22 protein-coding genes are annotated in these 26,167 nt (G+C 66.8%); 8 read left to right on the top strand and 14 right to left on the bottom strand.

Translation table 11 applies throughout. The features are described from left to right. Positions 1–366: 366 nt before the first annotated feature. Positions 367–3,537 (bottom strand): tetratricopeptide repeat protein, encoded by a 3,171-nt coding sequence (locus ACSC1Q_RS19755; protein ID WP_436760167.1) that lies wholly within the window; start codon positions 3,535–3,537, stop codon positions 367–369. Continuing rightward, positions 3,527–3,895: a hypothetical protein gene (locus ACSC1Q_RS19750; protein WP_436760166.1), complete on the bottom strand. Its 369-nt coding sequence runs from the start codon at positions 3,893–3,895 to the stop codon at positions 3,527–3,529. The genes ACSC1Q_RS19755 and ACSC1Q_RS19750 overlap by 11 nt, the downstream gene beginning before the upstream one ends. Positions 3,896–4,254: 359 nt before the next feature. Between ACSC1Q_RS19750 and ACSC1Q_RS19745 the strand changes: the two genes are divergently transcribed. The 3 genes from ACSC1Q_RS19745 to ACSC1Q_RS19735 all read left to right on the top strand — a co-directional run bounded on the left by ACSC1Q_RS19745 (position 4,255) and on the right by ACSC1Q_RS19735 (position 6,489). Beyond that, positions 4,255–4,683 (top strand): hypothetical protein, encoded by a 429-nt coding sequence (locus tag ACSC1Q_RS19745; RefSeq protein WP_436760165.1) that lies wholly within the window; start codon positions 4,255–4,257, stop codon positions 4,681–4,683. Positions 4,684–5,305: 622 nt separating this feature from the next. Beyond that, positions 5,306–5,512, top strand: a complete 207-nt coding sequence (locus ACSC1Q_RS19740) for a hypothetical protein (RefSeq protein ID WP_436760164.1) — start codon at positions 5,306–5,308, stop codon at positions 5,510–5,512. Then, entirely contained in the window at positions 5,509–6,489 is a 981-nt protein-coding gene (locus tag ACSC1Q_RS19735) for a helix-turn-helix transcriptional regulator (RefSeq protein WP_436760163.1), read from the top strand. Before ACSC1Q_RS19740 ends, ACSC1Q_RS19735 begins: the two co-directional genes overlap by 4 nt. 418 nt (positions 6,490–6,907) lie before the next feature. Here the strand turns inward: ACSC1Q_RS19735 and ACSC1Q_RS19730 are convergent, their stop codons facing one another. Both ACSC1Q_RS19730 and ACSC1Q_RS19725 read right to left on the bottom strand, forming a co-directional pair. Next, positions 6,908–7,429 carry a hypothetical protein gene (locus ACSC1Q_RS19730; protein WP_436760162.1) on the bottom strand — a complete coding sequence of 174 codons (522 nt, stop codon included), beginning with the start codon at positions 7,427–7,429 and terminating at the stop codon, positions 6,908–6,910. A 19-nt stretch (positions 7,430–7,448) separates the two neighbouring features. Continuing rightward, the gene (locus tag ACSC1Q_RS19725; RefSeq protein ID WP_436760161.1) at positions 7,449–8,084 is read right to left on the bottom strand and encodes a hypothetical protein; all 636 of its coding nucleotides are present in this window, start codon (positions 8,082–8,084) and stop codon (positions 7,449–7,451) included. Positions 8,085–8,781: 697 nt separating this feature from the next. Here ACSC1Q_RS19725 and ACSC1Q_RS19720 point away from each other — a divergent pair. Next, positions 8,782–9,519 carry a tyrosine-type recombinase/integrase gene (locus ACSC1Q_RS19720; RefSeq protein WP_436760160.1) on the top strand — a complete coding sequence of 246 codons (738 nt, stop codon included), beginning with the start codon at positions 8,782–8,784 and terminating at the stop codon, positions 9,517–9,519. A gap of 44 nt (positions 9,520–9,563) precedes the next feature. Here ACSC1Q_RS19720 and ACSC1Q_RS19715 read toward each other — a convergent pair whose 3' ends face one another. After that, the gene (locus tag ACSC1Q_RS19715; protein WP_436760159.1) at positions 9,564–10,451 is read right to left on the bottom strand and encodes a coiled-coil domain-containing protein; all 888 of its coding nucleotides are present in this window, start codon (positions 10,449–10,451) and stop codon (positions 9,564–9,566) included. A gap of 472 nt (positions 10,452–10,923) precedes the next feature. Here ACSC1Q_RS19715 and ACSC1Q_RS19710 point away from each other — a divergent pair, with 472 nt between their 5' ends. Continuing rightward, complete coding sequence (locus tag ACSC1Q_RS19710; RefSeq protein WP_436760158.1) at positions 10,924–12,357, top strand: aldehyde dehydrogenase; 1,434 nt, start codon at positions 10,924–10,926, stop codon at positions 12,355–12,357. Between the two features lie 260 nt (positions 12,358–12,617). Here ACSC1Q_RS19710 and ACSC1Q_RS19705 read toward each other — a convergent pair whose 3' ends face one another. The 3 genes from ACSC1Q_RS19705 to ACSC1Q_RS19695 all read right to left on the bottom strand — a co-directional run bounded on the left by ACSC1Q_RS19705 (position 12,618) and on the right by ACSC1Q_RS19695 (position 16,666). Next, the gene (locus ACSC1Q_RS19705; RefSeq protein ID WP_436760157.1) at positions 12,618–13,793 is read right to left on the bottom strand and encodes an acetate/propionate family kinase; all 1,176 of its coding nucleotides are present in this window, start codon (positions 13,791–13,793) and stop codon (positions 12,618–12,620) included. Next, a complete protein-coding gene (gene pta / locus ACSC1Q_RS19700; RefSeq protein ID WP_436760156.1) occupies positions 13,790–15,832 on the bottom strand; it encodes a phosphate acetyltransferase in 2,043 nt (680 codons plus the stop codon). The genes ACSC1Q_RS19705 and pta overlap by 4 nt, the downstream gene beginning before the upstream one ends. A 75-nt stretch (positions 15,833–15,907) precedes the next feature. After that, positions 15,908–16,666: an alpha/beta hydrolase gene (locus ACSC1Q_RS19695; protein ID WP_436760155.1), complete on the bottom strand. Its 759-nt coding sequence runs from the start codon at positions 16,664–16,666 to the stop codon at positions 15,908–15,910. Between the two features lie 249 nt (positions 16,667–16,915). Between ACSC1Q_RS19695 and typA the strand changes: the two genes are divergently transcribed. Both typA and ACSC1Q_RS19685 read left to right on the top strand, forming a co-directional pair. Next, complete coding sequence (gene typA / locus ACSC1Q_RS19690; RefSeq protein WP_350969521.1) at positions 16,916–18,769, top strand: translational GTPase TypA; 1,854 nt, start codon at positions 16,916–16,918, stop codon at positions 18,767–18,769. A 240-nt stretch (positions 18,770–19,009) separates the two neighbouring features. Further along, positions 19,010–19,633 (top strand): superoxide dismutase family protein, encoded by a 624-nt coding sequence (locus ACSC1Q_RS19685; RefSeq protein ID WP_436760154.1) that lies wholly within the window; start codon positions 19,010–19,012, stop codon positions 19,631–19,633. Between the two features lie 353 nt (positions 19,634–19,986). Here ACSC1Q_RS19685 and ACSC1Q_RS19680 read toward each other — a convergent pair whose 3' ends face one another. Further along, on the bottom strand, positions 19,987–21,141 hold the full coding sequence (locus tag ACSC1Q_RS19680; protein WP_436760153.1) for a sensor histidine kinase: 1,155 nt from the start codon (positions 21,139–21,141) through the stop codon (positions 19,987–19,989). After that, positions 21,138–21,794, bottom strand: a complete 657-nt coding sequence (locus ACSC1Q_RS19675; protein WP_436760152.1) for a response regulator transcription factor — start codon at positions 21,792–21,794, stop codon at positions 21,138–21,140. The genes ACSC1Q_RS19680 and ACSC1Q_RS19675 overlap by 4 nt, the downstream gene beginning before the upstream one ends. 151 nt (positions 21,795–21,945) lie before the next feature. Here ACSC1Q_RS19675 and ACSC1Q_RS19670 point away from each other — a divergent pair, with 151 nt between their 5' ends. Further along, positions 21,946–23,415, top strand: coding sequence for a hypothetical protein (locus ACSC1Q_RS19670; RefSeq protein ID WP_436760151.1), 1,470 nt, complete (start codon positions 21,946–21,948; stop codon positions 23,413–23,415). On the opposite strand, the gene ACSC1Q_RS19665 is transcribed toward ACSC1Q_RS19670, so the two are convergent. The 4 genes from ACSC1Q_RS19665 to ACSC1Q_RS19650 all read right to left on the bottom strand — a co-directional run bounded on the left by ACSC1Q_RS19665 (position 23,357) and on the right by ACSC1Q_RS19650 (position 26,159). Further along, positions 23,357–23,809, bottom strand: a complete 453-nt coding sequence (locus tag ACSC1Q_RS19665) for a hypothetical protein (protein ID WP_436760150.1) — start codon at positions 23,807–23,809, stop codon at positions 23,357–23,359. The two genes, ACSC1Q_RS19670 and ACSC1Q_RS19665, sit on opposite strands and share 59 nt — an antisense overlap. Then, positions 23,806–24,345, bottom strand: coding sequence for an RNA polymerase sigma factor (locus tag ACSC1Q_RS19660; RefSeq protein ID WP_436760149.1), 540 nt, complete (start codon positions 24,343–24,345; stop codon positions 23,806–23,808). Before ACSC1Q_RS19660 ends, ACSC1Q_RS19665 begins: the two co-directional genes overlap by 4 nt. A 92-nt stretch (positions 24,346–24,437) precedes the next feature. After that, positions 24,438–25,340: a polysaccharide deacetylase family protein gene (locus ACSC1Q_RS19655; RefSeq protein WP_436760148.1), complete on the bottom strand. Its 903-nt coding sequence runs from the start codon at positions 25,338–25,340 to the stop codon at positions 24,438–24,440. Between the two features lie 240 nt (positions 25,341–25,580). Continuing rightward, positions 25,581–26,159 (bottom strand): helix-turn-helix domain-containing protein, encoded by a 579-nt coding sequence (locus ACSC1Q_RS19650; RefSeq protein WP_436760147.1) that lies wholly within the window; start codon positions 26,157–26,159, stop codon positions 25,581–25,583. Between the last annotated feature and the right edge of the window lie 8 nt (positions 26,160–26,167).

The raw sequence follows: 26,167 nt of genomic DNA, 5'->3' as shown, positions 1-26,167 counted from the left end.
TGGTTCCCTCGTAGATTTGAGTGATCTCCGCAACTGGTTACGTCTATCTGCGCAAACAACCCGATTATCGTGTTGCGTAGGGACTACGCCTACGACCATCTCGTATAGCTTCTTACTACATTCGGCGCTCCACGGAACAGCGACGGAACACCGCGCCTCATCGACTAGGGCCGCGTATGCCCCGCTCGTGCCAGACAAGATAACCTTGAACTTCCTCGGGTATATCAGGCGTTTTGCGTGAAATATTCAGGATGATTATCTTCTGTCTCCATCCACCGTCGTCCAATGGCGATGTTTGCGCTCACTCGGCAAAACGATCCGCAGTGATTTTCTGACGGGGTGAACCATCCGGTTGCTGAATGTACCTCATGATTCCGTTCCACTGTCCGGTGCCATCGCGACACCGCCAGCCGTGCCATGACAGCGCTTGTACTTCTTACCCGATCCACACGGGCACGGGGCGTTACGGTAGAGGTCACCGATGCCGTCACGGCGGATGACGGGCGTAAGCCGGGCCCGAATATCCGCGGCCACGTTCTGGGCAGCGCTCAGCAGGTTGTGGAATGCCTCAGGGAGTTCCTCGGCCAACTGGCGGAAGTGGCTGATGGCTTCCTCCGCTGCCGAGAGTCCTGCGGAGAGGTCCGGTTCAGACTCGCTGCATGCTCGTGCATACCTCAACAGGCTCAGCGCGAGATCGGGCAGGTAGAGCTGCGGCTCCGCCTCGGCCAACTGACGGTGAAGCTTCGCCGCCTCCCGTGTCAGCTCCACCGCTCCCCGTTTGTCCCCTACCCCTGACAAGAGGGTCCCAAGGTTTGCCAGGCTGATAACGAGGTCGGGCAGGTAGAGCTGCGGCTCCGCCTCGGCCAACTGACGGTGAAGCTTCGCCGCCTCCCGTGTCAGCTCCACCGCTCCCCGTTTGTCCCCCGCCTCTGATAAGCAACCCCCCAGGTTGGCCAAGCTGGTTGCGAGGTTGGGCAGATAGACCTCCGGCTCCGCCTCGGCCAACCGACGATAGACCTCCACTGCCTCCTGCACCGATCCCACCGCCCCTCGCTTGTCCCCGACCCCTGACAAGCAGCCCCCCAGGTTGTTCGAGCTCAGTGCGAGGCCGGGCAGGTAGACCTCCGGTTCCACCTCGGCCAACCGGCGATAGACCTCCACCGCTTCCCGGGCTGGTACCACTGCCCCCTGTTTGTCCCCCACCTCCCACAACCGAGCTCCCAGATTGGTCAGGCTTTTCGCCAGGTCGCTCAGGTAGGCTGCCGGCTCCGCCTCGGCCAACCGCCGCCGGATCTCCACAGCCTCCTGCACCGGCTCCACCGCTCCGCGGATGTCCCTCAACTCTGCTAACTGCGACCCCAAATTGCTCAAGCTCATCGCGAGGCCAGGCAGATGGGCCTCCGGTTCCACCTCAGCCAACCGACGGTAAAGCTCCGCCGCCTCCTGCACCGATTCCGCCGCTTCCCGGATGTCTCCTACCCCCGACGAGAAAGTCCCCAGGTTATTCAAGCTCATCGCGAGGTCGGGAAGGTAAGCCGCTGGATCTGCCTCAGACAAATGACGATAGGACTCCACCACCTCCCGTATGAGCCCCACCGCCTTCCGTTTGTCCCCCACCTCCCACAATTGAGTCGCCAAATTGTTCAGGGCCAACGTGAAGCGGGGTAGGTGAGTAACCGGATTCGCTTGATCCAGTCGGCTATAGATCTCCACCGCCTCCCACGAAGCCTCCAGCGCCCTCCGGATATCCCCCACCGCCGATAACCGGGTCCCCAGGTTGCTCAAACTGTTTGCCAGGCCGGGCAGGTAAGCCTCCGACTCCATCTCAGCCAACCGACGATAGACCTCTACCGCCTCCCGCGAAGGCTCTAATGCTCCCCGGATGTCCCCCACGTGCGACAGACGGATCCCCAGGGCTGAAAGAAGAGAAGCACGCAACGCGGGGGATGCATCAGCGGGCAGAGCGTGCAGTATGTGGTGGGCGAGATTGCCAGCGGCTTGGAGCAGGTCGGTGCTGTAGTCGGGCAGGGCGTTATGAAGGCACATAGCTAGGGAGTGCTCAGCGTGGTCGATGATGAATCCGACCAGTTCGGCGGTGGCGTACCGGGCCAGCTCTGGCCGCTGGCCCAGCATTTCCAATAGCAGCGTGCGGGCCTGAGGATAGCGGGCTGCGGTGGCGGTGAGCACGATCAGGCAGCGCCGCAGCGCCATTTGAGACAGCCTGTCAGCCTCCCTCTGCCCATCGTTGAAGTTGCCAGCGGCAACAGCAGCGAGGGGAGTCAGAATCTGAGCCGCCTCGGCGGCGTGATGGCGCAGGTGGTGGGCAATGAAGTCCTCACCGAACCGATCCGGGCGCAGCGGCAGCAAAAATCCGCCCCCAGCAAGGCCGCCGTCGTGGCCTAGGTGCTCACTGGACACGTGGCCGGGCCGGGCCTGTGTTGCAGGAGGGTAGAGGCGATGGTGGGCGTCCAGGAGCAGCCCAGCTTGGGCCGGACCGTCGGCCAGGTGGGCGCGGTGCAACAGGATCCGTGCCTGGCTCGTCTCCTCCAGAGGACCAAACAGGGTGGCTAGAAACACCATGCGCTCGATGACGGCCGGAGAGGCGAAAGCGGGTGCCATCGCCTGCCAGTAGCGCATCTCGTGATTGAGCAGATAGTCCGACAGGCCTGGCCGGTCCGGGGCGGGGGTCTCCTGCTGGGCGGCGTAGAGGGCGGCCAGGGCGGCCATGTGCAAGGTCAGCACTGAGGCGTAATCGGGATGGTGCAGGTCCGCCGGCGGCCCCGGCACCGGGCCGGTGTGCTCCAAGTGTGCGGCGAACGCGGTGGCGGCCTGGCGGTAGGCCTGCGACCGGTCGGCTGCGGGGGTGAAGTCACCGAGGGCGATGGGGTCGGCCAGGTCGGCGCCAGTGCGGTCCAGTTGCGCGCATAGGCTCTGCCACAGATCTTCTCCCGGGCGAGCTAGCAGCAGCAGGCGGACGGTGCGGCCGGGTAAATCCCAAGCTAGGCCGTCTATCATTTGAGCCAACGTGGACGAGTGCCAGCGTTCGGCGTAGTCGGCCACCACCAGCAGCGGTTGCCCGTCGGTTAACTCGGCCGCGCCGCTGCCGTTGCGGAGGCGGGGGGTTTTCTCTACTGCCTGGGCCACCGCCCACCCTGCGGCGTGGCTTGTGGAGGCCAAGTGGGCGGCCAAGCGCGTCTTACCCTGCCCCCCGGGGCCATGCAACAAGACCACCGACACGGGTTCGTCCGGGGCATCTCGCCAAGCGATCAAGGCCTCTTCTTCGGCGGGGCGGGACCAGTAGGGCACTACCTGGCGCTGCACGTCCAGCAGGTAACTGGGACCGCGCCGAGAACGCGGCAGACGCACCGGCGGAGCATCCCTGAGCATCTCCAGCCGGTAGCCGGGCCGATCCAGCATGATCAGCACATCCCCAGCAGCATGCCCGATCTGGATGTTGGGCCCGCCGATCAGCGACCCGGACACCGACGGGGCGCCGGAAGGGAACCCGCCGGGGGCGGATGCGGCTTCAGCGCTCATAGCGGATGTCCACATCCCCGCCAGCATGGCCGACCTGGATGTTGGGTCCTTCGATGGTGGAGTTGGACACGACAGGCCCATCTTTGGCCTTCTCCTGGGGCGCTATGGGCTGGGTCCGGGTCTGCGGCAGTTCCTCTCTACCAGAGGGTAGGGCGGTAGCGGAGCGGCGAGCTAGGACGATGCTGTAGACCGCCAGTGGCAACCCGGCCGCCGCGATACACATCCCGATGATGCTCGCCCACTTGTCGGCGTCATCCAGCCCGGCACGCACCAACAGCACCCCGGCCAAAGTGCAACCGGCTCCCGCCACCGCCGCGCCGGTCAACGCCACCATTCGCCCGTCTCTCATGTTCTTCATAATGAACCATGGTCCACTAGCCAACGGGCGATTACCGGATATGAACGGATCACTACAGATACTGATTCGGCGACCGAATCACCTCTTCCCTGCTTTGCGCCAACGGTTCACCATGTGACCAGTGGCAAGCCGACCCGGAGCGCAGGACCACCAGGCTTGAGCATCGGAGACGACGCGACAGGCCCGACCGGCCGCTTTTCAGGCGGACCAATCACGCTGGTGGGGTAGCGGAGACCGTGGTCAGAGGGTGGTAGAGGGTAGCCGAAGTGAGTCCACGTGTGGGGACGTTGCTGTCAGCGCTGCTGTCACCACTCCGTGGGGACCGGCCAGATCGTTCTGCTCTGTAGGACCATGTCCTCATGTCAGTGACCGAGTTCGCCGGCGTTACCAAGGACAAGGATCGTGGCATCACGTCCCGGGGAGGGCTGTACGAGTTCTGGACCGAGGAGGATGCCCACGTCTACCTTCACGATACCGACTTCAGGCGCCTGACCTACGAGCCCGGCAGGCCGCCGACGTTGGAGCTGGAGTTTGTCTACGACCCACAGTGGACTCCGCCCGAACTGTCGAAGACTCCTGTGGTGGTCTTCCGGTTCGAGGACGTCCGCCTCGTCGATTGGCATGAGGACCAGGAGGGCCATGACCGCGTGACCGCTGCTCCTGATGCCTCACCAGGGCAGGTCGGGCAGTTCGACTGGGACGGCACCGACATGTTCACGCTGGACACCTTCATATTGCGTCTGATCTTTCACGCGCCGCGAGCAGCGGTAACTGTGCGCAGGAAGTAGAACGAGTCCCCGCCATGGCTTCCCTACGCTGAAGATCATCGCGCCTATGTCCTGTGGCGTTGCTGACTGGCCCCGGCATCTCCGCTCAAAGCGCGTTAGCAGCTTGGATCGTGCCCTCCTGGTCGATTCAGCCTGAACCTATGAGTATGGCCAGTCAACCTGAAACGACCGCGGACTGTGGTGAACTGCGACCCAACTGGCTCATCACTTACGTATACGTGAACCGCTCGCCACCACCAGAGTCGATCTTCCTCGCAAAGTATCTGTGCCAGTAGGTGCCAGACACAGTGAGTGCGTAGACGGTCCTCCCGCAGGATGCGTGGGACGCGACGGTTGCCCCCGTTAAGTTCCGGGTTGGGCGGACCGTTGGCACTCGCACTGGATGTCACGCCGGGCCGACTGTGACTCGATGGGGACAGCTGTCGCTCTTGGATAAGTGGACCCATCACCATGAGCACTGCCCGTTCTGGCACGATCGCAGATCGGAAAGACTTCGTTTGCCCAGCTCACAGGCCCAGACAACTGTGTTGGATTGAGACGTATTTTTCGATGCCGAGTCTGCTCGCCGCGTACTACAGACATGATGGGGCTCCACGAACATCCGCGACCTAGAGGAGATCCGATGCCTGCCGAGGCTTCCATCGAACACATGGCCCCCCTCAGAGATCTTGGCGTCATTCTGATGCCGGGCTTGCCCTGGGTGACCCTCATCGTGGTGCTGATCCTCGTCCTGCTGTCAGCTAAGAAGGTACGGAGGGTTGTGAGTGCTCTGATCCCCCTGCTCGCTCTGGAGGCTTATCTCACCCTGTCTCTGAAGGGGAACCAGTGAACACGCCCTCCGTTGGCAACGGCTTCAGCGAAGAGGAACTGATCGACGAACAGGAGCTGATGGCAGAGACAGGGATACCGTCCTCTGCAGCTATATATCAGGATGTGAAACGGGGTAATCTCCCAGAACCTATTCAGAAGCGCCCAAAGAAGTGGTTGCGAGCGGAAGTACTCACCTGCCTGCCGGAGGCTTATATGACGATTGAAGCTGTTGAGGACGCCATGAGTGAGCTGGATAAGCTTGCCGAGTCCATGGCGCGCGATACCCAGGATCGTAGCAAGCGGCAGCAGCCAGGAAAATCCACACCGACGCTGTCAGCGCATGAGGCACGGCTACAAGTTTGCCGTCTCGCACAGGCTCTTGCCGATCAAGCGGCCAGGCTGGTGGCGGTTCCCATCGTTAATAGTCCAACCGGCGTAGACGATAAGTCCTTCACCCAAACCATCCTTCAGATAAATTTACTTTCAGAGCAAGTGTTAAACATGGGGACGGCCTACCTCGCTGCCCAAGGTCGGAACGAAGACGAGCTCGCACAGGGTCTAGATCAGACCTCCAAGGAGGTTCGGCGCCGTCTGCGCACTGCTCGCCAAATACCTACAGGGCTTCCCATGGATTCCCGACAGTTAGACTTCTGGCTAACTCGATACAAGCAAGTATCACCGAATCCAGAATGGCCCGTTGGGGAAAGGCCATCGAACGGACTCGCCCTTCTTTTGATTCAAGATGAATTGCGTCAACTGGACAGACAAGCAGCCATGCTGGAGGAAGAACCGCCAACGCCGACGAAATCGGTAACCCAATTCCAAGTACACCAGAGAAAGGTCGATCTTTACGCTTCACTCATCTATTTGATCGACAAGAAAAAAGAGCCCAAGCTGCACAATCAAGCCCTTAAAGATATTAAGGAATCCCTCGGCGAGGCAAAAGAGGCCTATTTGGATTACCGTCATGCGCGTCCAACGATTGAAGCAAAGTGAGACCGACTGTCGACCAATGATTTCAGGTCCTAGCAGTGTGGATATGCCTTAGCTCTACGGCCGAGCAAGCGTATCATCTCACAATCGAATATGCCGAAGGATAAAAAAAGGATCTCGTTGAAAGTATTTGCCTCTACGGGTGAGCATGATATCGCTTCTCGAAGACACTCTTCATGTAGCTCGGGAAATCCCTGGTACGTTTGTCCGCGAGAGTGATCATGAAAAGCGAGAATTGAATGATCTATTTTATGCTCCTTATAGGTAGCAGCCTCTCTCCTTCGTCGCGCTTTTTTCGCTATGGTAGCGACATAATCAGCAATGATGTCGCTTTTAGTTGCTTCGGTGTAGACTCGGCCGCCTGACATGATTACGAGAGGCGCTGCTCTTCCATCAGATCGTCGTATGTCATGTTTCGGGCCTATATACTGCCAGTGATGAGCGACAAAGCTGGATTTCCAGTGGAGTCGACTTTAAGGCGGCGAGCAAAAATGCCTTCGAGCTCATCTGCTGACTGTGTAGATGTCTGCACGAGATCGACCAGCTCCTTTGCGGCTTTTCTACTATCGCGCCGGCGAAGCCCGCGCCGCTTTAGACCTTCATCCAAAGAGAGGACGGAAATCGTCAGCCCTTCATATCTGTTCTCGATATTCCTTTTTCTAAACTCCACATAAATGTCGTTAACAAAATTGATGTCCTCGGTTCTTCGATTGTAGTTCTGATCTACCTCTGTGAGTTCCACTCCTATTCTCGTTACGCCATAATGAAATAGCCTGTCAGGCGGGTCGGGATCACAGGCAATGTTACCAACGAGATTTGTGTCGCCATCGGTTTCGTATTTATCCATTAACGCTTCGCCGACCAATTTTTCTTGGTCGATCTTAGGTAGCCTTGGAAACCCATAATCAAACACCATTGAAGTCGGCGGTTCTTCCTCTATCATGACTGGATCACATTCACTTTCATGTCATCTCCCAGCCTGTACCGGCCTGGTTGGATAAAGGGCGAAGAGCAACTATCATGGCAGATGATCCGCCGTTCTTCGCCCAAGTAGCTCCTACTAACCTTGCTTTCGATGACTGCCCTGACTCTCTCAAAACCTGAGGCCCATATGGTGCGGTATCTATCCCTCTGATAATTAGGGAAGGGATGAACAGATCATCGATGTTGCCGAATACTTGAGATTCCCCAGATCCGTCTGGAAGCAGGTGAGAAGAAACACAAGATTCACTCACTTTCCTTTCTGATCTACTTGCTGCTCTTTTGTTTACTTTAGCAGCAAGGATTCGCATTGCCTCGGGTGTCCGGTGGCGCGCAATCTCGTCTGTCAGGTCAGCGATCTCATCTTCATCTGTTGCACATCTTTGTCCAGTAACAAAGCACTCCACTTTTCGGATACGGACATGAGTCACGAACAGCCGATCAGCAGGCACAGGAAGGTCCGGACCACGCAAGCTCTGATAATTTGATATAGCATATATGTGTGGCACTTTTCGCTCGTATGCAAGAAGCGTAAACGTATGCCTCCTATACTTCTCCGGTATTCGTCTTAGCCACACACTCCCCTTATCTCTTATTCCTTCAACCACTTCTTTCATTGATCGGTTTCCGGGTTTATGGGCAAGCGCTCCTCCTAGCCATTCAGCGATCTTATGACTACCCCATTCAGCGACGCCTGTGTAGCATAGCAATCCAGACCATTCTGCGTAGTGAAGGACTACTTGCTTTTGCGCTGAGCTACTACGAATCCCTCCTGTATCGTTATATGTTAGGCGAAAGTCCGAAGTTTGCACTGCGACAGATCGAGTGGCAAGAGAAATATTGAGCGTCATGTAAATGTCGACTATCTTTCTATTTTCTTCCAACGTCCGACGAATATTTTTTGAATGCATGCCAATCTAACTCTGCATACGCAAGATTCACACTTTAAGGGTAGGTGCGATCATAGTGCAAATCGTTATGATTAATCACCCATTTGGAAAACCCCGTTTCGTTTTTTCTAACTCGCCATGCCACAGGTAGGAGCCATTTCGTTGTGCCCCTGAGTCCCCGTGGTTCCTCTAAGGCTCTCCTGGTGGGTACGCAGAGCTTGAGGCCCAGACCTTCGACCGGTCGTCGTACGAGCTGGTGGAGATCCGTCTACGGCTCCACGTCTATCCCATCCTCGGGGAGAGGGAACTGCGGGCGCTGCGTCCCAGCCTTCTTCAGGCGTGGTTGCGCGGTCTTCAGAAGAAGCTCGCCCCGAACTACGTCCGGACCGTCTTCGCTCACCTGTCCGCACTCCTGAACGCCGCCGTGGATGACGGGGTGATCCCTAAGAACCCCTGTCATGCGGGATCGGTGAAGCCGCCGAGAGCGGAATCCAAGAAGATCACGCCGTGGTCGGTGGAGCAGGTGAAGACCGTCGCCGGTGCCGTCGCACGACGTTACGAGGTGATGGTCCAGGCGGCTGCGACGCTCGGCCTCCGTCAAGGTGAGGCGTTCGGCCTGGCTGTCGATGACATCGACCTGGCGGCCGGAGTCGTCCACGTGCGGCGGCAGGTCAAGATGCTGAACGGCCGTCATATGCTCTTCGCCCCACCCAAGGGCGGCAAGGTCCGTGACGTTCCCCTGCCGGAGAGCCTTGCCCTGCGTCTCTCCGATCACCAACTGGCCTTCCCGCCGGTCGAGATCACGTTGCCCTGGCGGATGCTGGAAGGACCGCCGCACTCGGCAGAGCTGATCTTCACGACCAGGCTGCACAGCCTGATCAACCGGACTGAGTTCAACCGCTTCGTCTGGAAGCCGACCTTGATCAAGGCGGGCATCCCGACAACCCGTGAGAACGGCTTCCACATGCTCCGCCACCACTTCGCCTCGGTGCTCCTGGAGCGGGGGGTGTCCATCAAGGCCGTGGCCGACTTCCTCGGGCACGCCGACCCCGGATTCACCCTGCGGACCTATACACACCTGATGCCCTCCAGCGAGGACCGCATGAGGCAGGTCATCGAGGACGCGTGGGCGACGGGCCGAAGTGCCCTGGATGTGCCCTGAGAGTCCCACACAACGAGATCACCGCAGGTCAGAAGCCTGGCAGCTCAGAACATCGAGATGTGGACGTGGTCGATGTGGTTGGCGGTGTTGCCGCCTCGGTTGGACATCATCTTCCAGCCGGCGCCGGTGCGGACGTCGTAGTACTTCTGCTGCCAGATGATGTACATGACCCCGAGGCGGTTGCCGTTGTCGATGGCCCACTGGGCGAGGCGGTTGCCGCGGTCCATGGCGTCCTCCGCGGGGACGCTGCCGCCGGTGCTCATCATGAAGTCGCAGGCCCGGCCGCTGCCGTGGTCGCCGGGGTCGCCGGAGCGCAGGCAGCCGTAGCCGTACGGCATGGGGAAGGTCTGCAGCACGAGGTTGCGCATGGTGATCGTACGGGGGGTCAGGCCGCCGCTGCCGGAAGGGGTCTGGAAGCCGTACTTGGCCAGGAGCTTCTCGATCCTGACCCGCTGCCGTTTGAGGTCGGCGATGTCCTTCTTGAGCTTGACGATCTTCGTGTCGGCCGACTTCTCCGCGGCCTTGGCCTTCTTGATGAGCTCTTTGACCCGGTTGAGCTGGGTGGCGCGGCGGCTGGCCAGGTAGGACATGGTCGCGGCCTGGCCGAGGGCCAGGTTGGCGTTGCCCTGGAAGCTCAGCAGGTTGCCGTCGTCGAGGGCGCCGCCCATGTAGGTGGTCTGGGCGAAGCGCACGACGTCGGTCTCTGCGTTGGCCAGGGCGCGCCTGAGGCTCTTGGCGTTGGCCGTGGCCTTGCTGGCCTGGACCCGGGTCTCCTCAAGGCTCTGCACCTGGCCGCGGTAGCTCTTGTTGAGCGCGGCGGCCTCCTGGGTCAGCTTCTTGAGCTCGGCCTCGGGGCTGGGTTTGGCGGCCCGGAGGGGGGCGGCACCGGCGACGGCGGGCGACAGGAGCAGCACGGTGAGTGCGGCAGCCAATGCGGCTGCGCGAGTCGGCCTCACGCTTCGCTCACCTCCGGAGCCCCCTCATGGACGGAGCGAAACTATAGGAGACGATCTTGAAGCTCGCCACCGGAACGGAGGAACTCGCGCACCATTGATGAACTATCTACCGTTTTAAGGTGATTTAAACAAGCACTATGGGACATGTCACTCCTGTCACTCTGGAGAATCCTCACACAGAACGCACCCCTCCACCCGGGGGACGAAAACGTCTCGGCTCAGGGCGCGGGGCGTCTCAGCGGGGCGTCTCAAGCGCAAGACCCAAGCCTGTCCCCGCCCGAGGCGCGAGGACGTCTCGGCTCAGGGCACGAAGACACCGACCACCCTTGTCATCAGCGACAGAACATGATTCGGTCTCAAGCAGCGGCGGGGCGCGTGGCGCCCTGCCCAGCGGATGGAACCGTCCGAGAATCACGACTCTGGCCCGCCCACCAGGAGGCAACACATCATGCGCCAGCACGACACGCTCTTCATCGGAGGCGACTGGGTGGCCCCCGCCGGGACCGGCATCATCGACGTCGTCTCCCCCCATACCGAGGAGGTCGTCGGCCGGGTTCCCGACGGCACCCCCGCCGACATGGACCGGGCGGTGGCCGCCGCCCGCCAGGCGTTCGACCACGGCCCGTGGCCCAGGATGACGATGGCCGAGCGCGCGGCCGTCGTCGGCAGGCTCGCCGAGATCTACGCGGCCCGCCAGGGCGAGATGGCCGGGCTCATCACCCTGGAGATGGGCTCCCCGATCACCTTCTCCCAGCTGGCGCAGGCCCCGCAGCCGCTCGGCATGCTCCAGTACTACGCCGAGCTGGGCAAGACCTTCCCCGTCGAGGAGGAGCGCCCCGGCACCTTCGGCACCGTGACCGTCCGCCGCGAGCCGGTGGGCGTGGTCGCCGCCGTGGTCCCGTGGAACGTCCCGCAGTTCGTCATCATGATCAAGCTGGCCCCCGCCCTCGTCGCGGGGTGCACGATCGTGGTCAAGCCCGCGCCCGAGACCCCGCTCGACTCCTACCTGCTGGCCGAGATGGTCAAGGAGGCGGGCATCCCCGACGGCGTCGTCAACATCGTCGCCGCCGGGCGCGAGACGAGCGAGTACCTGATCTCCCACCCGGACGTGGACAAGGTCGCCTTCACCGGTTCCACCGCCGCCGGGCGGCGCATCGCGGCGATCTGCGGCGAGCAGCTCAAGCGCTGCACCCTGGAGCTGGGCGGCAAGTCCGCGGCGATCATCCTGGACGACTGCGACCTGCCCTCCGCGATGGGCTTCCTGTCGATCGCCTCGCTGATGAACAACGGCCAGGCCTGTGTCGCCCAGACCCGCATCCTGGCCTCGCGCAACCGCTACGACGAGGTCGTGGACGCGGTCTCGGCGATGGTACGGGGCATGCCGGTCGGCGACCCGTCCGACCCGGCGACCGGCATCGGCCCGATGGTCGCCAAGCGGCAGCAGGAGCGGGTCGAGGGCTACATCAAGATCGGCATCGACGAGGGCGCCAAGCCCGTCGTCGGCGGCCTGGAGCGCCCTCACGAGCGTGGCTGGTACGTGGCCCCGACCGTCTTCGCGGGAGCCACCAACGAGATGCGCATCGCCCGTGAGGAGATCTTCGGGCCGGTCCTGGCGGTGATCCCGTACGAGGACGAGAAGGACGCGATCCGGATCGCCAACGACAGCGACTACGGCCTGGCCGGGACGGTGTGGACCGCCGACACCGAGCACGGCATGGACGTCGCCCGCCAGGTCCGCGCCGGCACCTACGGCGTCAACCTCTTCATGATCGAGAACAGCTCGCCCTTCGGCGGCTTCAAGGGCAGCGGCCTCGGCCGCGAGCTGGGCCCGGAGGGACTGTCGGCCTACCTGGAGTACAAGTCGATCGCCCGCCTGGGCTGAGACGCCCCGCCGGCGGGCCGGGTCCGCCCGCCCCGGGACGCGCCGGGTCAGGCCCCGCGAAAACCGTTCGGGTGTGCCCGTACGGCTCGTGACGAGCCGTACGGGCACATCGCCGGATGGACCGCCCAGCGCACCCCCGCGACGCTGGGCGACCATCCGACCACGAGAAGTATGTCCCACGACGAGCGCCGAGCGATGGTTCGGGTCCCGCGGACTTCTCCCGGCGGATTCCATTCATCCGCTGTCGTGGTAGACGTCTTTTATCCGCGATTGGTTCGGGAAACGACGGAAAGAGTTTGCCGGGCGATCTCGAACTCCTCGTCCGTGGGGATCACCGCGACCTTCACGGCCCCGTCGTCGGCGGAGATCAGCGTGTCGCCGCGCGCGTTGCGCACCGGGTCCACGGCGATGCCGAGCGCCCCGAGACCGGCCAGCGCCCGCTCCCTGACCAGGGCGGAGTTCTCCCCGACGCCGCCGGTGAAGGCGATGACGTCGACCGTGCCGAGGACGGCGTAGTAGGCGCCGACGTACTTGCGGAGCCGGTGGCAGTAGACCGAGACGGCCAGTTCGGCGTCCGGGTCGCCCTCGGCCAGCCGCTCCGTCACCGCGCGCATGTCGTTGTCGCCGCAGAGACCGAGCATGCCGCTGCGCCGGTTGAGCAGCGTGTCGATCTCGTCGAGGGACATGCCTCCGGTGCGTGCCAGGTAGAGGACCACCGCCGGGTCCAGGTCGCCGCTGCGGGTCCCCATGACGAGACCTTCGAGCGGGGTCATGCCCATGGACGTGTCCACGCACCTCCCTGCGGACACCGCCGAGGCGCTGGCCCCGTTGCCGAGGTGCAGGACGATCACGTTGGCCCCGGGCCCGCCCGCGAGGAGGGCGGCCTCGCGGGAGACGTACGCGTGTGAGGTGCCGTGGAAGCCGTACCGCCGCACCCCCAGCCGCGCGGCCACCTCGCGGTCGATCGCGTACGTCGAGGCGGCCGGGGGGATCGTGGCGTGGAAGGCGGTGTCGAAGACGGCGACCTGCGGCAGGTCGGGGCGGAGCCGCCGGGCGACCTCGATGCCCGCCAGGTTGGCGGGGTTGTGCAGGGGCGCGAGCGGGACGAGCTTTTCGATCCCCCTGACCACCTCGTCGGTGATCAGCGTGGGCCGGGTGAAGGCCGTGCCCCCGTGCACCACCCGGTGCCCGATCGCGGTGAGCTCGGGGGAGTCGAGCCCCAGGCCGTCGGCGGCCAGCCGGGCGGCGACGGCCTCCAGTGCCGCCCGGTGGCCGGCCACCGGGGAGCCCGGCTCGCCGACGCGCTCCACCGTTCCCGAGGCCAGCCGCTCGGCGCCGGACAGGAGCCGGTACTTCAGGGAGGAGGACCCGGAGTTGAGGACCAGCACCCGGCCTGGCTCCTCGCCCGGGTCGCTCGGGGCGCCTCGCTCGCTCACGGGGTGACCTCCTGCGCCTGTACGGCGGTGATGGCGACGGTGCTCACGATGTCGGTGACCAGGGCCCCGCGCGACAGGTCGTTGACCGGCCTGCGCAGCCCCTGCAGGACCGGCCCGACCGCGACGGCACCGGCCGAGCGCTGCACGGCCTTGTAGGTGTTGTTGCCGGTGTTCAGGTCCGGGAAGATCAGCACGGTCGCCCGCCCCGCGACCTGTGACCCGGGCAGTTTGGCGGCCGCGACCCTGGCGTCCACCGCCGCGTCGTACTGGACGGGCCCCTCGACCAGCAGGTCGGGCGCCCGTTCGGCGACCAGGGCGGTGGCGGCGCGGACCTTGTCGACGTCGGCGCCGCTGCCGGACTCGCCGGTGGAGTAGGACAGCATCGCGATCCTCGGCTCGACGCCGAACCGCCTCGCCGTACGGGCCGAGGAGATCGCGATGTCGGCGAGCGTCTCGGCGCCGGGGTCGGGGTTGATCGCGCAGTCGCCGTAGACGAGGACCCGGTCGGCCAGGCACATGAAGAACACCGAGGAGACGACCGAGGTGTCGGGAACCGTCTTGATGATCTGGAAGGCGGGCAGGATCGTGGCGGCCGTGGTGTGCGCGGCCCCGGAGACCATGCCGTGCACCAGGCCCCGGTGCAGCATCATCGTGCCGAAGAAGTTGACGTCGGCGACCACGTCCAGGGCGAGCTCGGCGGTCATGCCCTTGTGGGCCCTCAGCTCGGCGTACTCGGCGGCGAACGACTCCCGCAGCGGCGAGGTGAGCGGGTCGGTGACGGTCACGCCCGACAGGTCGAGGCCGAGGTCGCCGATCCTCCGGCGGACCACGTCCTCCCTGCCGAGAAGGGTGATGTCGACGATGCCGCGCCGCAGGAGGATGTCGGCCGCCCGCAGGATGCGGTCGTCCTCGCCCTCCGGCAGCACGATGTGCCGCCGGTCGGCCCGCGCCCGTTCCAGCAGGGTGTGCTCGAACATCATCGGGGTGACCCGTTCGGAGCGGGTCAGCTCGATCCTGTCGGCCAGACCGGCCGCGTCCACGTGCGCCTCGAAGTGGCCGAGGGCCGTCTCGATCTTGCGCGGGTTGTCGGCGGTGAGCCGTCCCTCCAGCCCGGCCAGGGTGGTCGCCACGGTGAAGCTGTCCTCCTTGGCCGCGAGCACCGGCACGCCGGGCGCCAGACGGGCTGTGAGCTCCCGTACGGCCTCGGTGGGCCTCTCCCCCACCGTGAGGACGACCCCGGCCGGTCTCGCCGTACCGGCCGCCTCGACGGCCAGCGAGACCAGCAGCAGGTCCGCGCGGTCGCCCGGCGTGATCACGAGCGCGCCGTCGGCGAGGTGCTCCAGGAACACCGGGAGCGTGGCGCCGCCGAACACGAACCCGAGCACGTCGCGCGACAGGCCGTCCCCGCCCTGGATCAGCTCGGCGTCCACCGCCCGCATGACCTGCCCGACGGTCGGCGCCGACAGCGACGGGTGTTCGGGGACGGCGTAGCTGGGCACCGGCAGGTCGCACTCGATGACCGTGCCCTCGGGCACCCGGTTGGCGATCACCGCGAGCACCGTGCAGCCCAGGTCGGAGAAGACCTGGTAGCCGGTACGCATCTCCGTCGCGATCTCCTCGGCGTCGTCGCCGTGCGCGCCCACCACCACGATCACCGGTGCGCCGAACTCGGCGGCCAGGCGGGCGTTGAAGGCGAGCTCGCGCGGCAGGTCGTCGGTGTCGAAGGAGCTGCCGAGCACGAGCAGGGCGTCGCACTCGCGTTCCAGGGTGTGGAAGCGGGCGACCAGGCGGCCGATGAGCTCCTCGGCGCCCCGCTCGGCGTAGATCTCCGCGGCGTCCTCGGCGGTCACCCCGGTCGCCGAGGCGGCGGGGCGGTATCTGGCCTTGAGCAGCTCCAGGGTGCGGTCCTCGCCGCCCCCGGTGATCGGCCGGAAGACCCCGATGCGGTCGGCCCGCCCGGTCAGCAGCTCCATCAGGCCGAGCTCGACGATCTGCCTGCCGTCTCCCCGCCCAAGACCCGCAACGTAGATGCTCCGCATGTGTCCCTTTCCGCGCCGCTGCCCGCCGCCGTCACATCGACATCGCCGTCCGGTCAATTCTCGCGAGGCATACGGTCAATCTTCACGAGGATAGACAGCTTCCGGGTGACCGAAACGGGCCGCGGCCCATCTCCCGATGCGGCGGACCAGCTCCGGGGTGGCCGCCGACTCCGCGTGGCCGAAGCCGGGTTCGATCCACAGCTCCTTCGGCTCGTTCGCGGCCTCGTAGATCTGGTACGCGTGGTCGAGGGGGAAGAACCGGTCCGCGTCGCCGTGCACGACCAGGAGCGGCGCCGGTGAGATCTTCGCGGCCGCCTCGTACGGCGCCAGCGGCAGCGGGTCCCACACCCCCTTCATGATCCGGGTGCGCTTGCCCAGCCGCGCGGCCAGCCGCCCGATCGGCCTCTCGATCGCCCAGTGCACCTGCCGCATCGGCCTGGTCCCCCGGTAGTACCAGCGCGCGGGCGCGCTCACCGACACCACCGCGTCCGGGCCGCCCATCACCCCCGCGTGCCGTACGGCGACCGCGCCGCCCATGGAGAACCCGACGGTCACGACCCGCCGGTAGCCGACCAGCCGCGCGTGCCGTACCGCCGCCTCCACGTCGAGGATCTCCAGGTCGCCCACGGTCGACCGGCCCCCGGAGCGGCCGTGTCCCCTGAAGTCGAACGCCACCACCCCGCCGAACCCGCTGAGCACGTGGGCGATGCGGCGCGTGGCGCGGTCCCTGAGCGATCCGGTGAACCCGTGGGCCAGGACGATCCCGAGGTCGTCCGCGCCGCGCGAGGGGGTGTGGGCGGCGTCTATCCGCAGATTGTCCCGGGTTCTCAGCATTACGGGAAACGACGGTGCGAGAGGCATGGATCCGAGCTTAGGGAGTGCCGGACGCCCGGCCGCGGACCGGTCCGCCGTACCTGACACGGGTCGCCGCCGGGTCACCGCAGGGGGGTCGGAGAGGTGTCCGGAGGGTGAATTGGCGCACTTCATCTGCCGGAGGCGTGAGAGCGATTGTCCGGATCAACTAAAATGGGAGGGCCGCACTGTCCGCGGCCAGCCTCCACGATCACAGAGTGAGACTCCATCATGCCTTTGAACAGCCGCGACGACCTGCGGAACATCGCGATCATCGCGCACGTCGACCACGGCAAGACCACTCTCGTGGATGCCATGCTCTGGCAGTCGGGCGCCTTCCGCGTCAACCAGGACGTGGACGACCGCGTCATGGACTCCAACGACCTCGAACGCGAGAAGGGGATCACCATTCTCGCGAAGAACACCGCCGTCAAGCACGGCGGCATGACGCTCAACATCATCGACACCCCCGGCCACGCCGACTTCGGCGGCGAGGTCGAGCGGGGCCTGTCCATGGTCGACGGTGTCGTGCTGCTGGTCGACGCCTCCGAGGGGCCGCTGCCGCAGACCCGCTTCGTGCTGCGCAAGGCGTTCGCCGCCAAGATGCCGGTCATCCTGTGCATCAACAAGGTCGACCGCCCCGACGCCCGGATCAAGGAGGTCGTGGACGAGGTCTACGAGCTCTTCATCGACCTGGACGCCACCGAGGACCAGATCGACTTCCCGATCGTCTACGCCTCGGCCAAGGCCGGGCGCGCCTCGCTCAACCGTCCCGAGGACGCCGGGATGCCGGACTCCGAGGACCTTGAGCCGCTGTTCGACGTCATCAAGAGCACGATCCCGGCCCCGGTGTACGACCCGGAGGCCCCGCTGCAGGCGCACGTCACCAACCTCGACGCCTCGTCCTACCTGGGCAGGATCGCGCTCTGCCGCGTCCACCAGGGCACCATCAAGAAGGGCCAGCAGGTCGCCTGGTGCCGCACCGACGGCAGCATCCAGCGGGTGAAGATCACCGAGCTGCTGATGACCGACGCGCTGGAGCGCAAGCCCGCCGAGGAGGCGGGTCCCGGCGACATCATCGCGATCGCCGGCATCCCGGACATCATGATCGGCGAGACCCTCGCCGACCCCGAGGACCCGCGCCCGCTGCCCCTCATCACGGTCGACGAGCCCGCGATCTCCATGACCGTCGGCACCAACACCTCGCCGCTGGTCGGCCGGGTGAAGGGCTCCAAGGTCACCGCCCGCATGGTCAAGGACCGGCTCGACAAGGAGCTCGTCGGCAACGTGTCGCTGCGCGTCCTGCCGACCGACCGTCCCGACGCGTGGGAGGTGCAGGGCCGTGGCGAGCTGGCGCTGGCCATCCTGGTCGAGCAGATGCGCCGCGAGGGCTACGAGCTGACCGTCGGCAAGCCGCAGGTCGTCACCAAGGTCATCGACGGCAAGGTCCACGAGCCGGTCGAGCGGGTGACCATCGACTGTCCCGAGGAGTACCTCGGGGCGATCACCCAGCTGCTCGCCGTCCGCAAGGGCCGCATGGAGCACATGACCAACCACGGCACCGGCTGGATCCGCATGGAGTTCGTGGTCCCGGCCCGCGGCCTGATCGGCTTCCGCACCGAGTTCCTCACCGAGACCCGGGGCACCGGCATCGTGAACCACGTGTTCGAGGACTACGAGCCGTGGTTCGGCGAGCTGCGCACCCGCAACAACGGCTCGCTGGTCGCCGACCGGCCGGGCCCGGTGACCCCGTTCGCCATGCTGAACCTGCAGGAGCGCGGCGTCCTGTTCGTCCAGCCGACCACCGAGGTCTACGAGGGCATGATCGTCGGTGAGAACTCGCGCTCCGACGACATGGACGTGAACATCACCAAGGAGAAGAAGCTCACCAACATGCGCTCCTCGACGAGCGACACGACGGAGACGCTGATCCCGCCGCGCCAGCTCTCGCTGGAGCAGGCGCTGGAGTTCATCCGCGAGGACGAGTGCGTGGAGATCACCCCGGAGAACGTGCGCATCCGCAAGGTCGTCCTCGACGCCTCGACCCGCGCCCGGACCACCGCCCGCGCCAAGCGGACCAACTGACCCACCTGCCGCACCTGACCCACCGCGCCGCCTCCGCTCCACGGCGCCCGCTTCACACCGTCCCGCCGGGCACACCCGGCGGGACGGTTCCGTTTGATCCCCGAACGACCCCGCACGCCACGACTTTGCCTGGTGAGGCGGCGTGGTGCCCTCGATTCCCGTCCCCCGAAGGGTAGGAACCCTGTGCTGGCCGCTCCCCGTCACGGCAGGGGAGCCCAGGACTCGTACGGGGGATATCTCATGTTTCACAGAACCTGTCTCGCCCTGACCGTCGCGCTCGGCGCGCTGGCGGCCGGTACCCTGCCGGCCGCCCAGGCGACCTCGCGGACACCCGGGATCTCACAGGGGTCGGCGCCGTCGGCCAAGGCCGTCATCAAGAACACGGCCGGGAAGAACATCGGCTTCCTGCGCATCGACCACAGGCCGGGCGACAAGTCCAGGCTGACGGTCACCGTCGCCGGCCTGCGCGCCGGATACCACGGCTTCCACGTCCACGCGAAGGGAGTCTGCGACCCCGGGGCGATCGACCCGGTCACCCGCAGCCCCTTCGCCAGCGCGGGCCCGCACTTCACCATCCCGCCGGTCGCGCACAGCGGGCACTCCGGAGACCTGCCCAACCTCCTCGTCGCCGCCGACGGCACCGGCGAGGCGACCGTCGTGACCGACCGCTTCCGGGTGGCGCAGCTCTTCGACGCCGACGGCAGCTCCGTCGTCGTCCACGCCCTGCCGGACAACCACTCCAACATTCCCGACCGCTACAGCCACCAGGGCCCTCCGAGCGGTGTCGGCCCGGACGCGGAGACCCTCAAGGCGGGAGACTCCGGCGGGCGCGTCGCCTGCGGTGTGATCACCAGGAACCAGTGATTCCCAACCGTTCCACAAGAGCGGCCGGGCAGGATTCCGTACCGAAAGGGGGATCACCATGCAGGTTTTGACCGGCCGGATGCACCTGGCCCTGCTCCTCGCGTGGGCGGCCTTCGCCGCGCTCGTGACGCTGCTCGGCTGACGTCCCTTCCGGTACGGCTCCCTCCCGGGGGGGCGGCGCCGTACCGGATCGGGCCGCCCGGGAAGCCCTGGGAGGGCTTCCCCGCGCCGAGGGACCGGCCTGCCCGCCTCATCCCCGAAATCCCCGAAATCCCCGAACCGCGCCCCCGGCCCGCCCGATAGCGGCGGGCACCCGGCTCGCCCGATACCCGCGGGCACCCGATGACCGGGCGTCAGGGGCTCTCGCGCGGCAGCTCGACGGTGATCGTCAGGCCGCCCTCCTCGCGGGAGCCCGCGGTCACGGTGCCGCCGTGGGCCTCGGCGACGACCCTGACGATCGACAGTCCCAGGCCGCTGCCGCGATCGGAACGCAACCGGTCGCCGTGGAGCCGCCGGAACGGCTCGAAGATCGTCTCGATCTCGTAGTGCGGTACGGGCAACCCGGTGTTCGCCACCACCAGCTCCACCCGGTCGGCGCGCTGCCTGGTGGTCACCCACACCTGGCCGCCGCCGTGGTTGTGCCGGATCGCGTTCTCCACGAGGTTCTGCACGAGCCTCTCGACCAGCACCGGTTCACCGGCGGTCGGCGCGGGGTCCAGCAGCCGGTGGATGGTCACCTCGTGTTCTCCCGCCTCCTTGCCCGCCAGGTCGAGCACGTGCTCGACCACGTCGGTCAGGTCGAAGGGGCGGCGGTCGAGGACCGCCTGCTCGCCCTCCGTCAGGGCGAGCAGGCCGTCGATCAGCCTCTCGTGCCGGGCGTTGACCAGCAGCAGGGACTCGCCGAGCCGCTTGACGTCCTCGGTCGCGTCGGGCCGCCTGACCGCCACGTCCACCAGGGTGCGGTTGATGGTGAGCGGGGTGCGCAGCTCGTGGGAGGCGTTGGCGACGAAGCGCCGCTGGCCGTCGAAGGAACGGGCCAGGCGGCCGACGATGGTGTCGACGATGTCGACGAGTTCCCTGACCTCGTCGTCCGACCCGGCGTAGGTGATGCGGCCGGTGAGGTCATGGCTCTGGGCGATGTCCCTCGCGCTCTCGGTGACCGACCTGACGGGGCGGAGCGCCCAGCCCGCGGCCCGCCAGCCGACCACCGTCGCGACCCCGGCGGCCACGAGCACCGTGAGGCCGCCCACGGTGAGGACCTTGCTGATCGTGTCGGCCTGGTAGACGCGCCTGACCTGCGCGACCCGCTGCTCCGCCACCCGGTACTCGGGATGTTCCGGCCTGTAGTGGAAGTCCGCGACCCGGATGTAGTCGGGATGCCGCAACCCGTCGCGGGGCTCCAGGCTCTGCCGTACGAGGAAGGCGAGTCCCGCGACCAGGACGACACCGAGGTAGAGGAAGACCGTGCCACAGGCCACGGCGAACCGGAAACGAACGCTCTTCCTCATGGAATGCGGTATCCCACGCCCGTGACGGTCTCGATGACCGGTGGATCGCCGATCTTCCGGCGCAACTTCATCATCGTCGTCCGCACGGTGTTGGTGAACGGGTCGGTGTGCTCGTCCCACACCTTCTCCAGCAGCGTCTCGCTGGAGACCACCGCCCCACCGGCGCGCAGCAGCTCGGCCAGCACACCGAACTCCTTACGGGCGAGCGGCACGTAGCGCCCGTCACGGAACACCTGCCGGTGGGCCCGGTCCAGGCTGATGCCCGCCCGCTCCAGCAGCGGCGGGTCGGCGGGCCGCACGCGGCGGCCCAGCGCGTGCACGCGGGCCGTCAGCTCCTCGAACGCGAACGGCTTGGGCAGGTAGTCGTCGGCCCCGAGGGACAGGCCCGCCACCCGTGAGCGCACGTCGCCCGCCGCGGTGAGCATGATGATCCGCACGTGGGCCCCGTCGGCGACCACGGTCCTGCACACGTCGTCGCCGTGCACGCCCGGCAGGTCACGGTCCAGGACGAGCACGTCGTAGTCGTGGAGCCGCAGCCGCTCCAGCGCCGCCTCCCCGTCGTAGGCGACGTCGACGGCGAACGCCTCCCCGCGCAATCCCTCCGCGATCGAGTCGGCGAGCATCAGCTCGTCCTCGACGACCAGCACCCGCAAGACGCCTCCCCCGGCTCCGAATCGCGCCAGCGTGCCATAGACGGCATAACGCGGACATAACCGATTTCGGTGACGGCAAGATTATCGGCTGATCGCTGGACTGCTCCCACCGTGCCGGGAATTCCCCGGCCTCGGAACGGGGGATCCATCCATGCTCACCTCACCCGGCGGGACCCGGGCCCTGCCCGCCCCGCCAGAAGGGGGCGGTCCACGCGACCGCCTCCGCGCCCTCCGCGCTCTCCACGCCCTCCGCGACGCTCTCGGCGGCCACCGGCTGTTCACCGTCGTGATCGTCATGGCGGCGGGGCTCCGCGGCCTCGTCATGCTCGGCTACGACACCGTCCAGCTCTACTGGTACGACTCCTTCACCTATCTGAACACGGCCGTCCACCTGGAACCGTCCGGCGCGTTCCACCCGGCCGGGTACCCCTTCCTGCTGCGGCTGCTGCTGCCCTTCCACAGTGTGGAGCTCGTCGCGGGCGTCCAGCACGCCATGGGCCTCGGCACGGGTCTGATGATCTATCTGGTGCTGCGCCGCCACTCGCTCCCCGGGTGGGGAGCCACCCTGGCGGCCCTGCCCGTGCTGTTCAACCCCGCCTTCCTCAGGCTCGAACACGCCGTGCTGTCCGACACCCAGCTCATCTTCCTCATCACCGCCGCCCTGACGGTCCTGATGTGGCGGGCCAGGCCGTCGGCGCGGGCGGCCGCCGTGGCGGGCCTGCTGCTGGCACTGGCCGGGCTCACCCGCACGGCCGCGGTGCCGCTGCTGGGACTGGTCCTGCTCCACCTGCTCCTGCGGCGGGCCGGGCGGCGACGGGTGGTGGCGCTGGCCGTCGCCGGGCTGCTGCCGCTCGCGGCCTACGCGGGCTGGTACCAGCAGCACCACGGGCGGTTCGCGCTCAGCGGCTCCGACGGCGTGGCGCTGTGGGCGCGCACGATGACGTTCGCCGACTGCTCGGTGATCAGGCCACCGGCGAGGGAGGCGGTCCTCTGCCCGAACGGCACCGTCGTCGACGCCGCGTCCGAGTACGTCTGGGCTCCCGGCGCCTCGCTCAACAGGTTGCCGGGAGGCCGGTTCGCCCACAACGACCTGGCCAGGTCCTTCGCGCTGCGCGCCATCGCCGCCCAGCCGCTGGACTATCTCCGCGAGGTCGCCCGCGACACCTCGCTCACCTTCGCGGCGACCCCGGTCCGCCATCCCCTGCGCGTCTCCCCCGCCCTGACGTTCCCCGTCGGCTCCTGGCCGCTGCCCGCCTTCCCGCTGATCGACCAGGTGCGGAAGGAGTACGACGGCGACATCCGGGGGATGTCGTCGGCCGAGCCTTACGGGAGCCTCCTGGGCACGTACCACTATCCCGGCGTCCTGCACGGCCCGCTGCTCGGCGTGCTCCTGCTGCTCGGCGGCCTCGGAGCCATCGGGCGGGGGCGCCCGGCCCTGCTGCCGTGGGCGGTGGCCGTCTTCCTGCTCCTCGCCCCGATCGCCGTGCTGGACTTCGACCACCGCTACGTGCTGCCGTCGATCCCGATGGCCTGCCTCGCGGCGGCCCTGGCCGTGGCGGGCCTCAGCCGCCGAGCTCGCGCCTGCGCCGCAGCAGGGCGGCGCGGTCGGCGCGGGCCCTGAGCAGGACGGCCACCGCGAGCACGGCCAGCGTCGCGGCGACGGCGACCCCCGCCGTACCCGCCCAGGTGCCCCTCGTGGCCGCGACGGCGGCCGTGCCCGCCGTCAGCAGGCCCGTCGCGGCCACCGCGAGCCAGGCGGCGATCACCCGGTCGAGGGCGAACAGTGGCGTCCTGCGGGTCAGCGCCCAGGCCCCGTAACCGGCCCAGCTCAGGCCGATCGCGACCAGCGCGCCGAAGGCCAGGTGCGTACGGCCCGGCAGGGCGGGCTCCGTGGCCCACAGCAGGCCGGTGAACAGCGCGCCGCCCAGGCCGCCGAGCAGTGCCGCGACGTTGCCGATCCTGCGGCGCAGCGACAGCGGCCCCGACAGCCTGCCGATCATGTCCTCCGCGTTCATCTCCGGTATCCCCTCTCCGTGAGCCGGTCGCGCAGCATGCGCCGCGCGCGGGACAGGCGTGACTTGACCGTGCCGACGGGGACGGCGCAGATCTGCGCGCAGTCCTCCAGGGAGAGGTCCTGCAGGTAGAACAGCACGAGGACCTCCCGTTCCCTGACCGGCAGCCCCGACAGGCCCGCGAGCAGGTCCGCGCGGTCCACGAGGGCGTCGGCGGGATCGGCGAGGTCGCCGGGGTCGGCGGATGCCCGCTCCTCCTCCGCCGGGACCTCCGGCCTGGCGTACTCCTCGCGGAGCCGGTCGGCCACCGCGCGCCTCGCGATCGTGAACAGCCAGGGCGCGAACCTGCCCGGCTCCCTCAGGCGCGGCAGCCCGCGCACCACGGCCACCCAGACCTCCTGGGCCACGTCGTCGGCCCGCGAGGGCCCCAGCATGCCCCGTACGTAGTTCCACACCGGATCGTGCCAGGCCCGCACCAGCTCGGCGAACGCCTCGCGCTCGCCGAGCCGGCACCGGACCACCAGCAGTTCGTCGGTCACCCTGCCTCCTCACCCGGGACAGTCGGGAAACGGGCGCGGCGGGTTCACGCCTCCTCCGCCGGTTCTCTCCGCGGGCCTTCGACCGGCCCCCGTCACCGGCTGCTGTAGTACTTCCTGCCCGGCGCGGGACGCCCACCGTACAGCTCGGACAGCGTCACGAACCTGTACCCCCTGGCGGCGAAGTCGTCCAGCACCCGGGGGACGGCCTGGACCGTGGAACGGTGGATGTCGTGCATCAGCACGATGGAACCCGGCCCGGCCCCGATCGCGCGCCGGGCGACGACCGAGGGGTCGTGGTCACGCCAGTCGAGCGTGTCGACGTCCCACAGGATCTGGGCGAGCCCCAGCTGGCGGCTCTCGGCGGCGACCCTGGGGTCGGTCAGCCCGTACGGCGGGCGCATGAGGATCATCGTGACCCCGGTCGCCTGCTTGACGAGCCACTGGGTACGGCCCAGCTCCTCCCTGATCGCGGTCTGTGACAGCAGGGGCAGCTGCGGGTGGTCCCAGGTGTGGTTGCCCAGCTCGTGCCCCTCGGTCACCATCCTGCGGAGGGTGTTCTCGCCGTCGCCGAAGGCCATCCGCCCGATGACGAAGAAGGTCGCCCTGGCCCGGTATCCGGCGAGGATGTCGAGCAACGACTCGGTGTAGGCCCCCGGCCCGTCGTCGAAGGTCAGCGCCACGCACCTGATCCGGTCGCAGTTGATCCGGCGCGCCCGCGGGGAGACGGGGATGTCGTTCCGTGCCCAGTGCGGCCGCGCCGCGCCGGGTCCGAGTCCCGGGACGGGGGCCGGGGCGGGAACGGGGGCGGGCGGGAGGGCGGGGGGTGCCACGGCCGCGGGTTCCACCGATCCCACCAGGGTGATCGGGGAGGTGCAGCCCCAGATCGCGAACAGCAACGCCACCGGCACGACCCACACCCGCCACACCCGCATGCTTCCCCCCGAAAGCGCCGCGGGGACGGCGAGCGGCCCGGCCGGGTCCCCCCGCAAGATCATGACCGGGTATTCCACCAGGATGGGACATCAACGGCCGGTTGCCCGTACCGACGCGCCACTTCGTGCCACATCCGGCGAGATGCTCCGCCTGGTGGCCATGTCTCATCCGATGCGGCCAGTTAGAGCTTTAAAGCTCCCAGGACCGGCGGAAACCACCCCGGCATCCTCACCATGGGGGCAGTTAGGGCTTTGAAGCTCCCAGGACCGGCGGAAACCCCGTGAAGCCCTCCGGGGCAGGCGTCAGGAGCGGTCGGGCGTCTCCCGGGGCTCGGTCACGACCATCATGAACCGCAGCGGCGTGTCCCCCTCGTTGGCGTACCTGTGCGGCCGGTCGGCGCTGAACACGACCGCGTCGCCCGTCTCCGCGAGGTGGCTCTTGCCGTACACCGAGAGGGTGAGCCGCCCCTCCAGGACGGTCAGCATCTCGCGCGTGCCCGGGGGGTGGGCGTCGCCGTCGTGGTGGTCGCCGGGGGCGAGCCGCCAGTCCCACAGCTCCAGGATGGCGGGCGCGTCGGTGCCGACCAGCAGCCGCGCGGTGCTGGACTTCCCGTGCGGGAAGGTGACGACGTCGGCGCCGCTGACCACCCGCACCACGGGCGTGTCGGCGACCTCCACCATCCGCGCGACGGTCACCCCGAGCGCGTCGGCGATGCGGGTGAGCGTGCTGATGCTCGGGTTCGTCCTGCCCTGCTCGACCTGGACGAGCATGCCCCGGCTCACTCCCGAGCGCGCGGCGAGCTCGTCGAGGGTCATCTGCCGGTGCGCCCGCTGCGCCCGCACGTTGTTGGCGACCGCGGCGGTGATCGTCTCTGGATCCATGAGTTCAG

Origin of the sequence: Streptosporangium heterodermiicola (assembly GCF_051390675.1) — a bacterium.
GTDB lineage: Bacteria > Actinomycetota > Actinomycetes > Streptosporangiales > Streptosporangiaceae > Streptosporangium.
Note: the sequence above shows the minus strand (reverse complement) of the source record. Positions and strands in the feature narration are given on the sequence as shown.

Bases quoted from the DNA above. Each gene is read 5' to 3' on its own strand.
- ACSC1Q_RS19755 (WP_436760167.1), bottom strand. From the start codon at position 3,537: ATGAGCGCTGAAGCCGCATCCGCCCCCGGCGGGTTCCCTTCCGGCGCC.
- ACSC1Q_RS19750 (WP_436760166.1), bottom strand. From the start codon at position 3,895: ATGAAGAACATGAGAGACGGGCGAATGGTGGCGTTGACCGGCGCGGCG.
- ACSC1Q_RS19745 (WP_436760165.1), top strand. From the start codon at position 4,255: ATGTCAGTGACCGAGTTCGCCGGCGTTACCAAGGACAAGGATCGTGGC.
- ACSC1Q_RS19740 (WP_436760164.1), top strand. From the start codon at position 5,306: ATGCCTGCCGAGGCTTCCATCGAACACATGGCCCCCCTCAGAGATCTT.
- ACSC1Q_RS19730 (WP_436760162.1), bottom strand. From the start codon at position 7,429: ATGATAGAGGAAGAACCGCCGACTTCAATGGTGTTTGATTATGGGTTT.
- ACSC1Q_RS19725 (WP_436760161.1), bottom strand. From the start codon at position 8,084: ATGAAAGAAGTGGTTGAAGGAATAAGAGATAAGGGGAGTGTGTGGCTA.
- ACSC1Q_RS19710 (WP_436760158.1), top strand. From the start codon at position 10,924: ATGCGCCAGCACGACACGCTCTTCATCGGAGGCGACTGGGTGGCCCCC.
- pta (WP_436760156.1), bottom strand. From the start codon at position 15,832: ATGCGGAGCATCTACGTTGCGGGTCTTGGGCGGGGAGACGGCAGGCAG.
- ACSC1Q_RS19695 (WP_436760155.1), bottom strand. From the start codon at position 16,666: ATGCTGAGAACCCGGGACAATCTGCGGATAGACGCCGCCCACACCCCC.
- typA (WP_350969521.1), top strand. From the start codon at position 16,916: ATGCCTTTGAACAGCCGCGACGACCTGCGGAACATCGCGATCATCGCG.
- ACSC1Q_RS19685 (WP_436760154.1), top strand. From the start codon at position 19,010: ATGTTTCACAGAACCTGTCTCGCCCTGACCGTCGCGCTCGGCGCGCTG.
- ACSC1Q_RS19680 (WP_436760153.1), bottom strand. From the start codon at position 21,141: ATGAGGAAGAGCGTTCGTTTCCGGTTCGCCGTGGCCTGTGGCACGGTC.
- ACSC1Q_RS19670 (WP_436760151.1), top strand. From the start codon at position 21,946: ATGCTCACCTCACCCGGCGGGACCCGGGCCCTGCCCGCCCCGCCAGAA.
- ACSC1Q_RS19665 (WP_436760150.1), bottom strand. From the start codon at position 23,809: ATGAACGCGGAGGACATGATCGGCAGGCTGTCGGGGCCGCTGTCGCTG.
- ACSC1Q_RS19655 (WP_436760148.1), bottom strand. From the start codon at position 25,340: ATGATCTTGCGGGGGGACCCGGCCGGGCCGCTCGCCGTCCCCGCGGCG.
- ACSC1Q_RS19650 (WP_436760147.1), bottom strand. From the start codon at position 26,159: ATGGATCCAGAGACGATCACCGCCGCGGTCGCCAACAACGTGCGGGCG.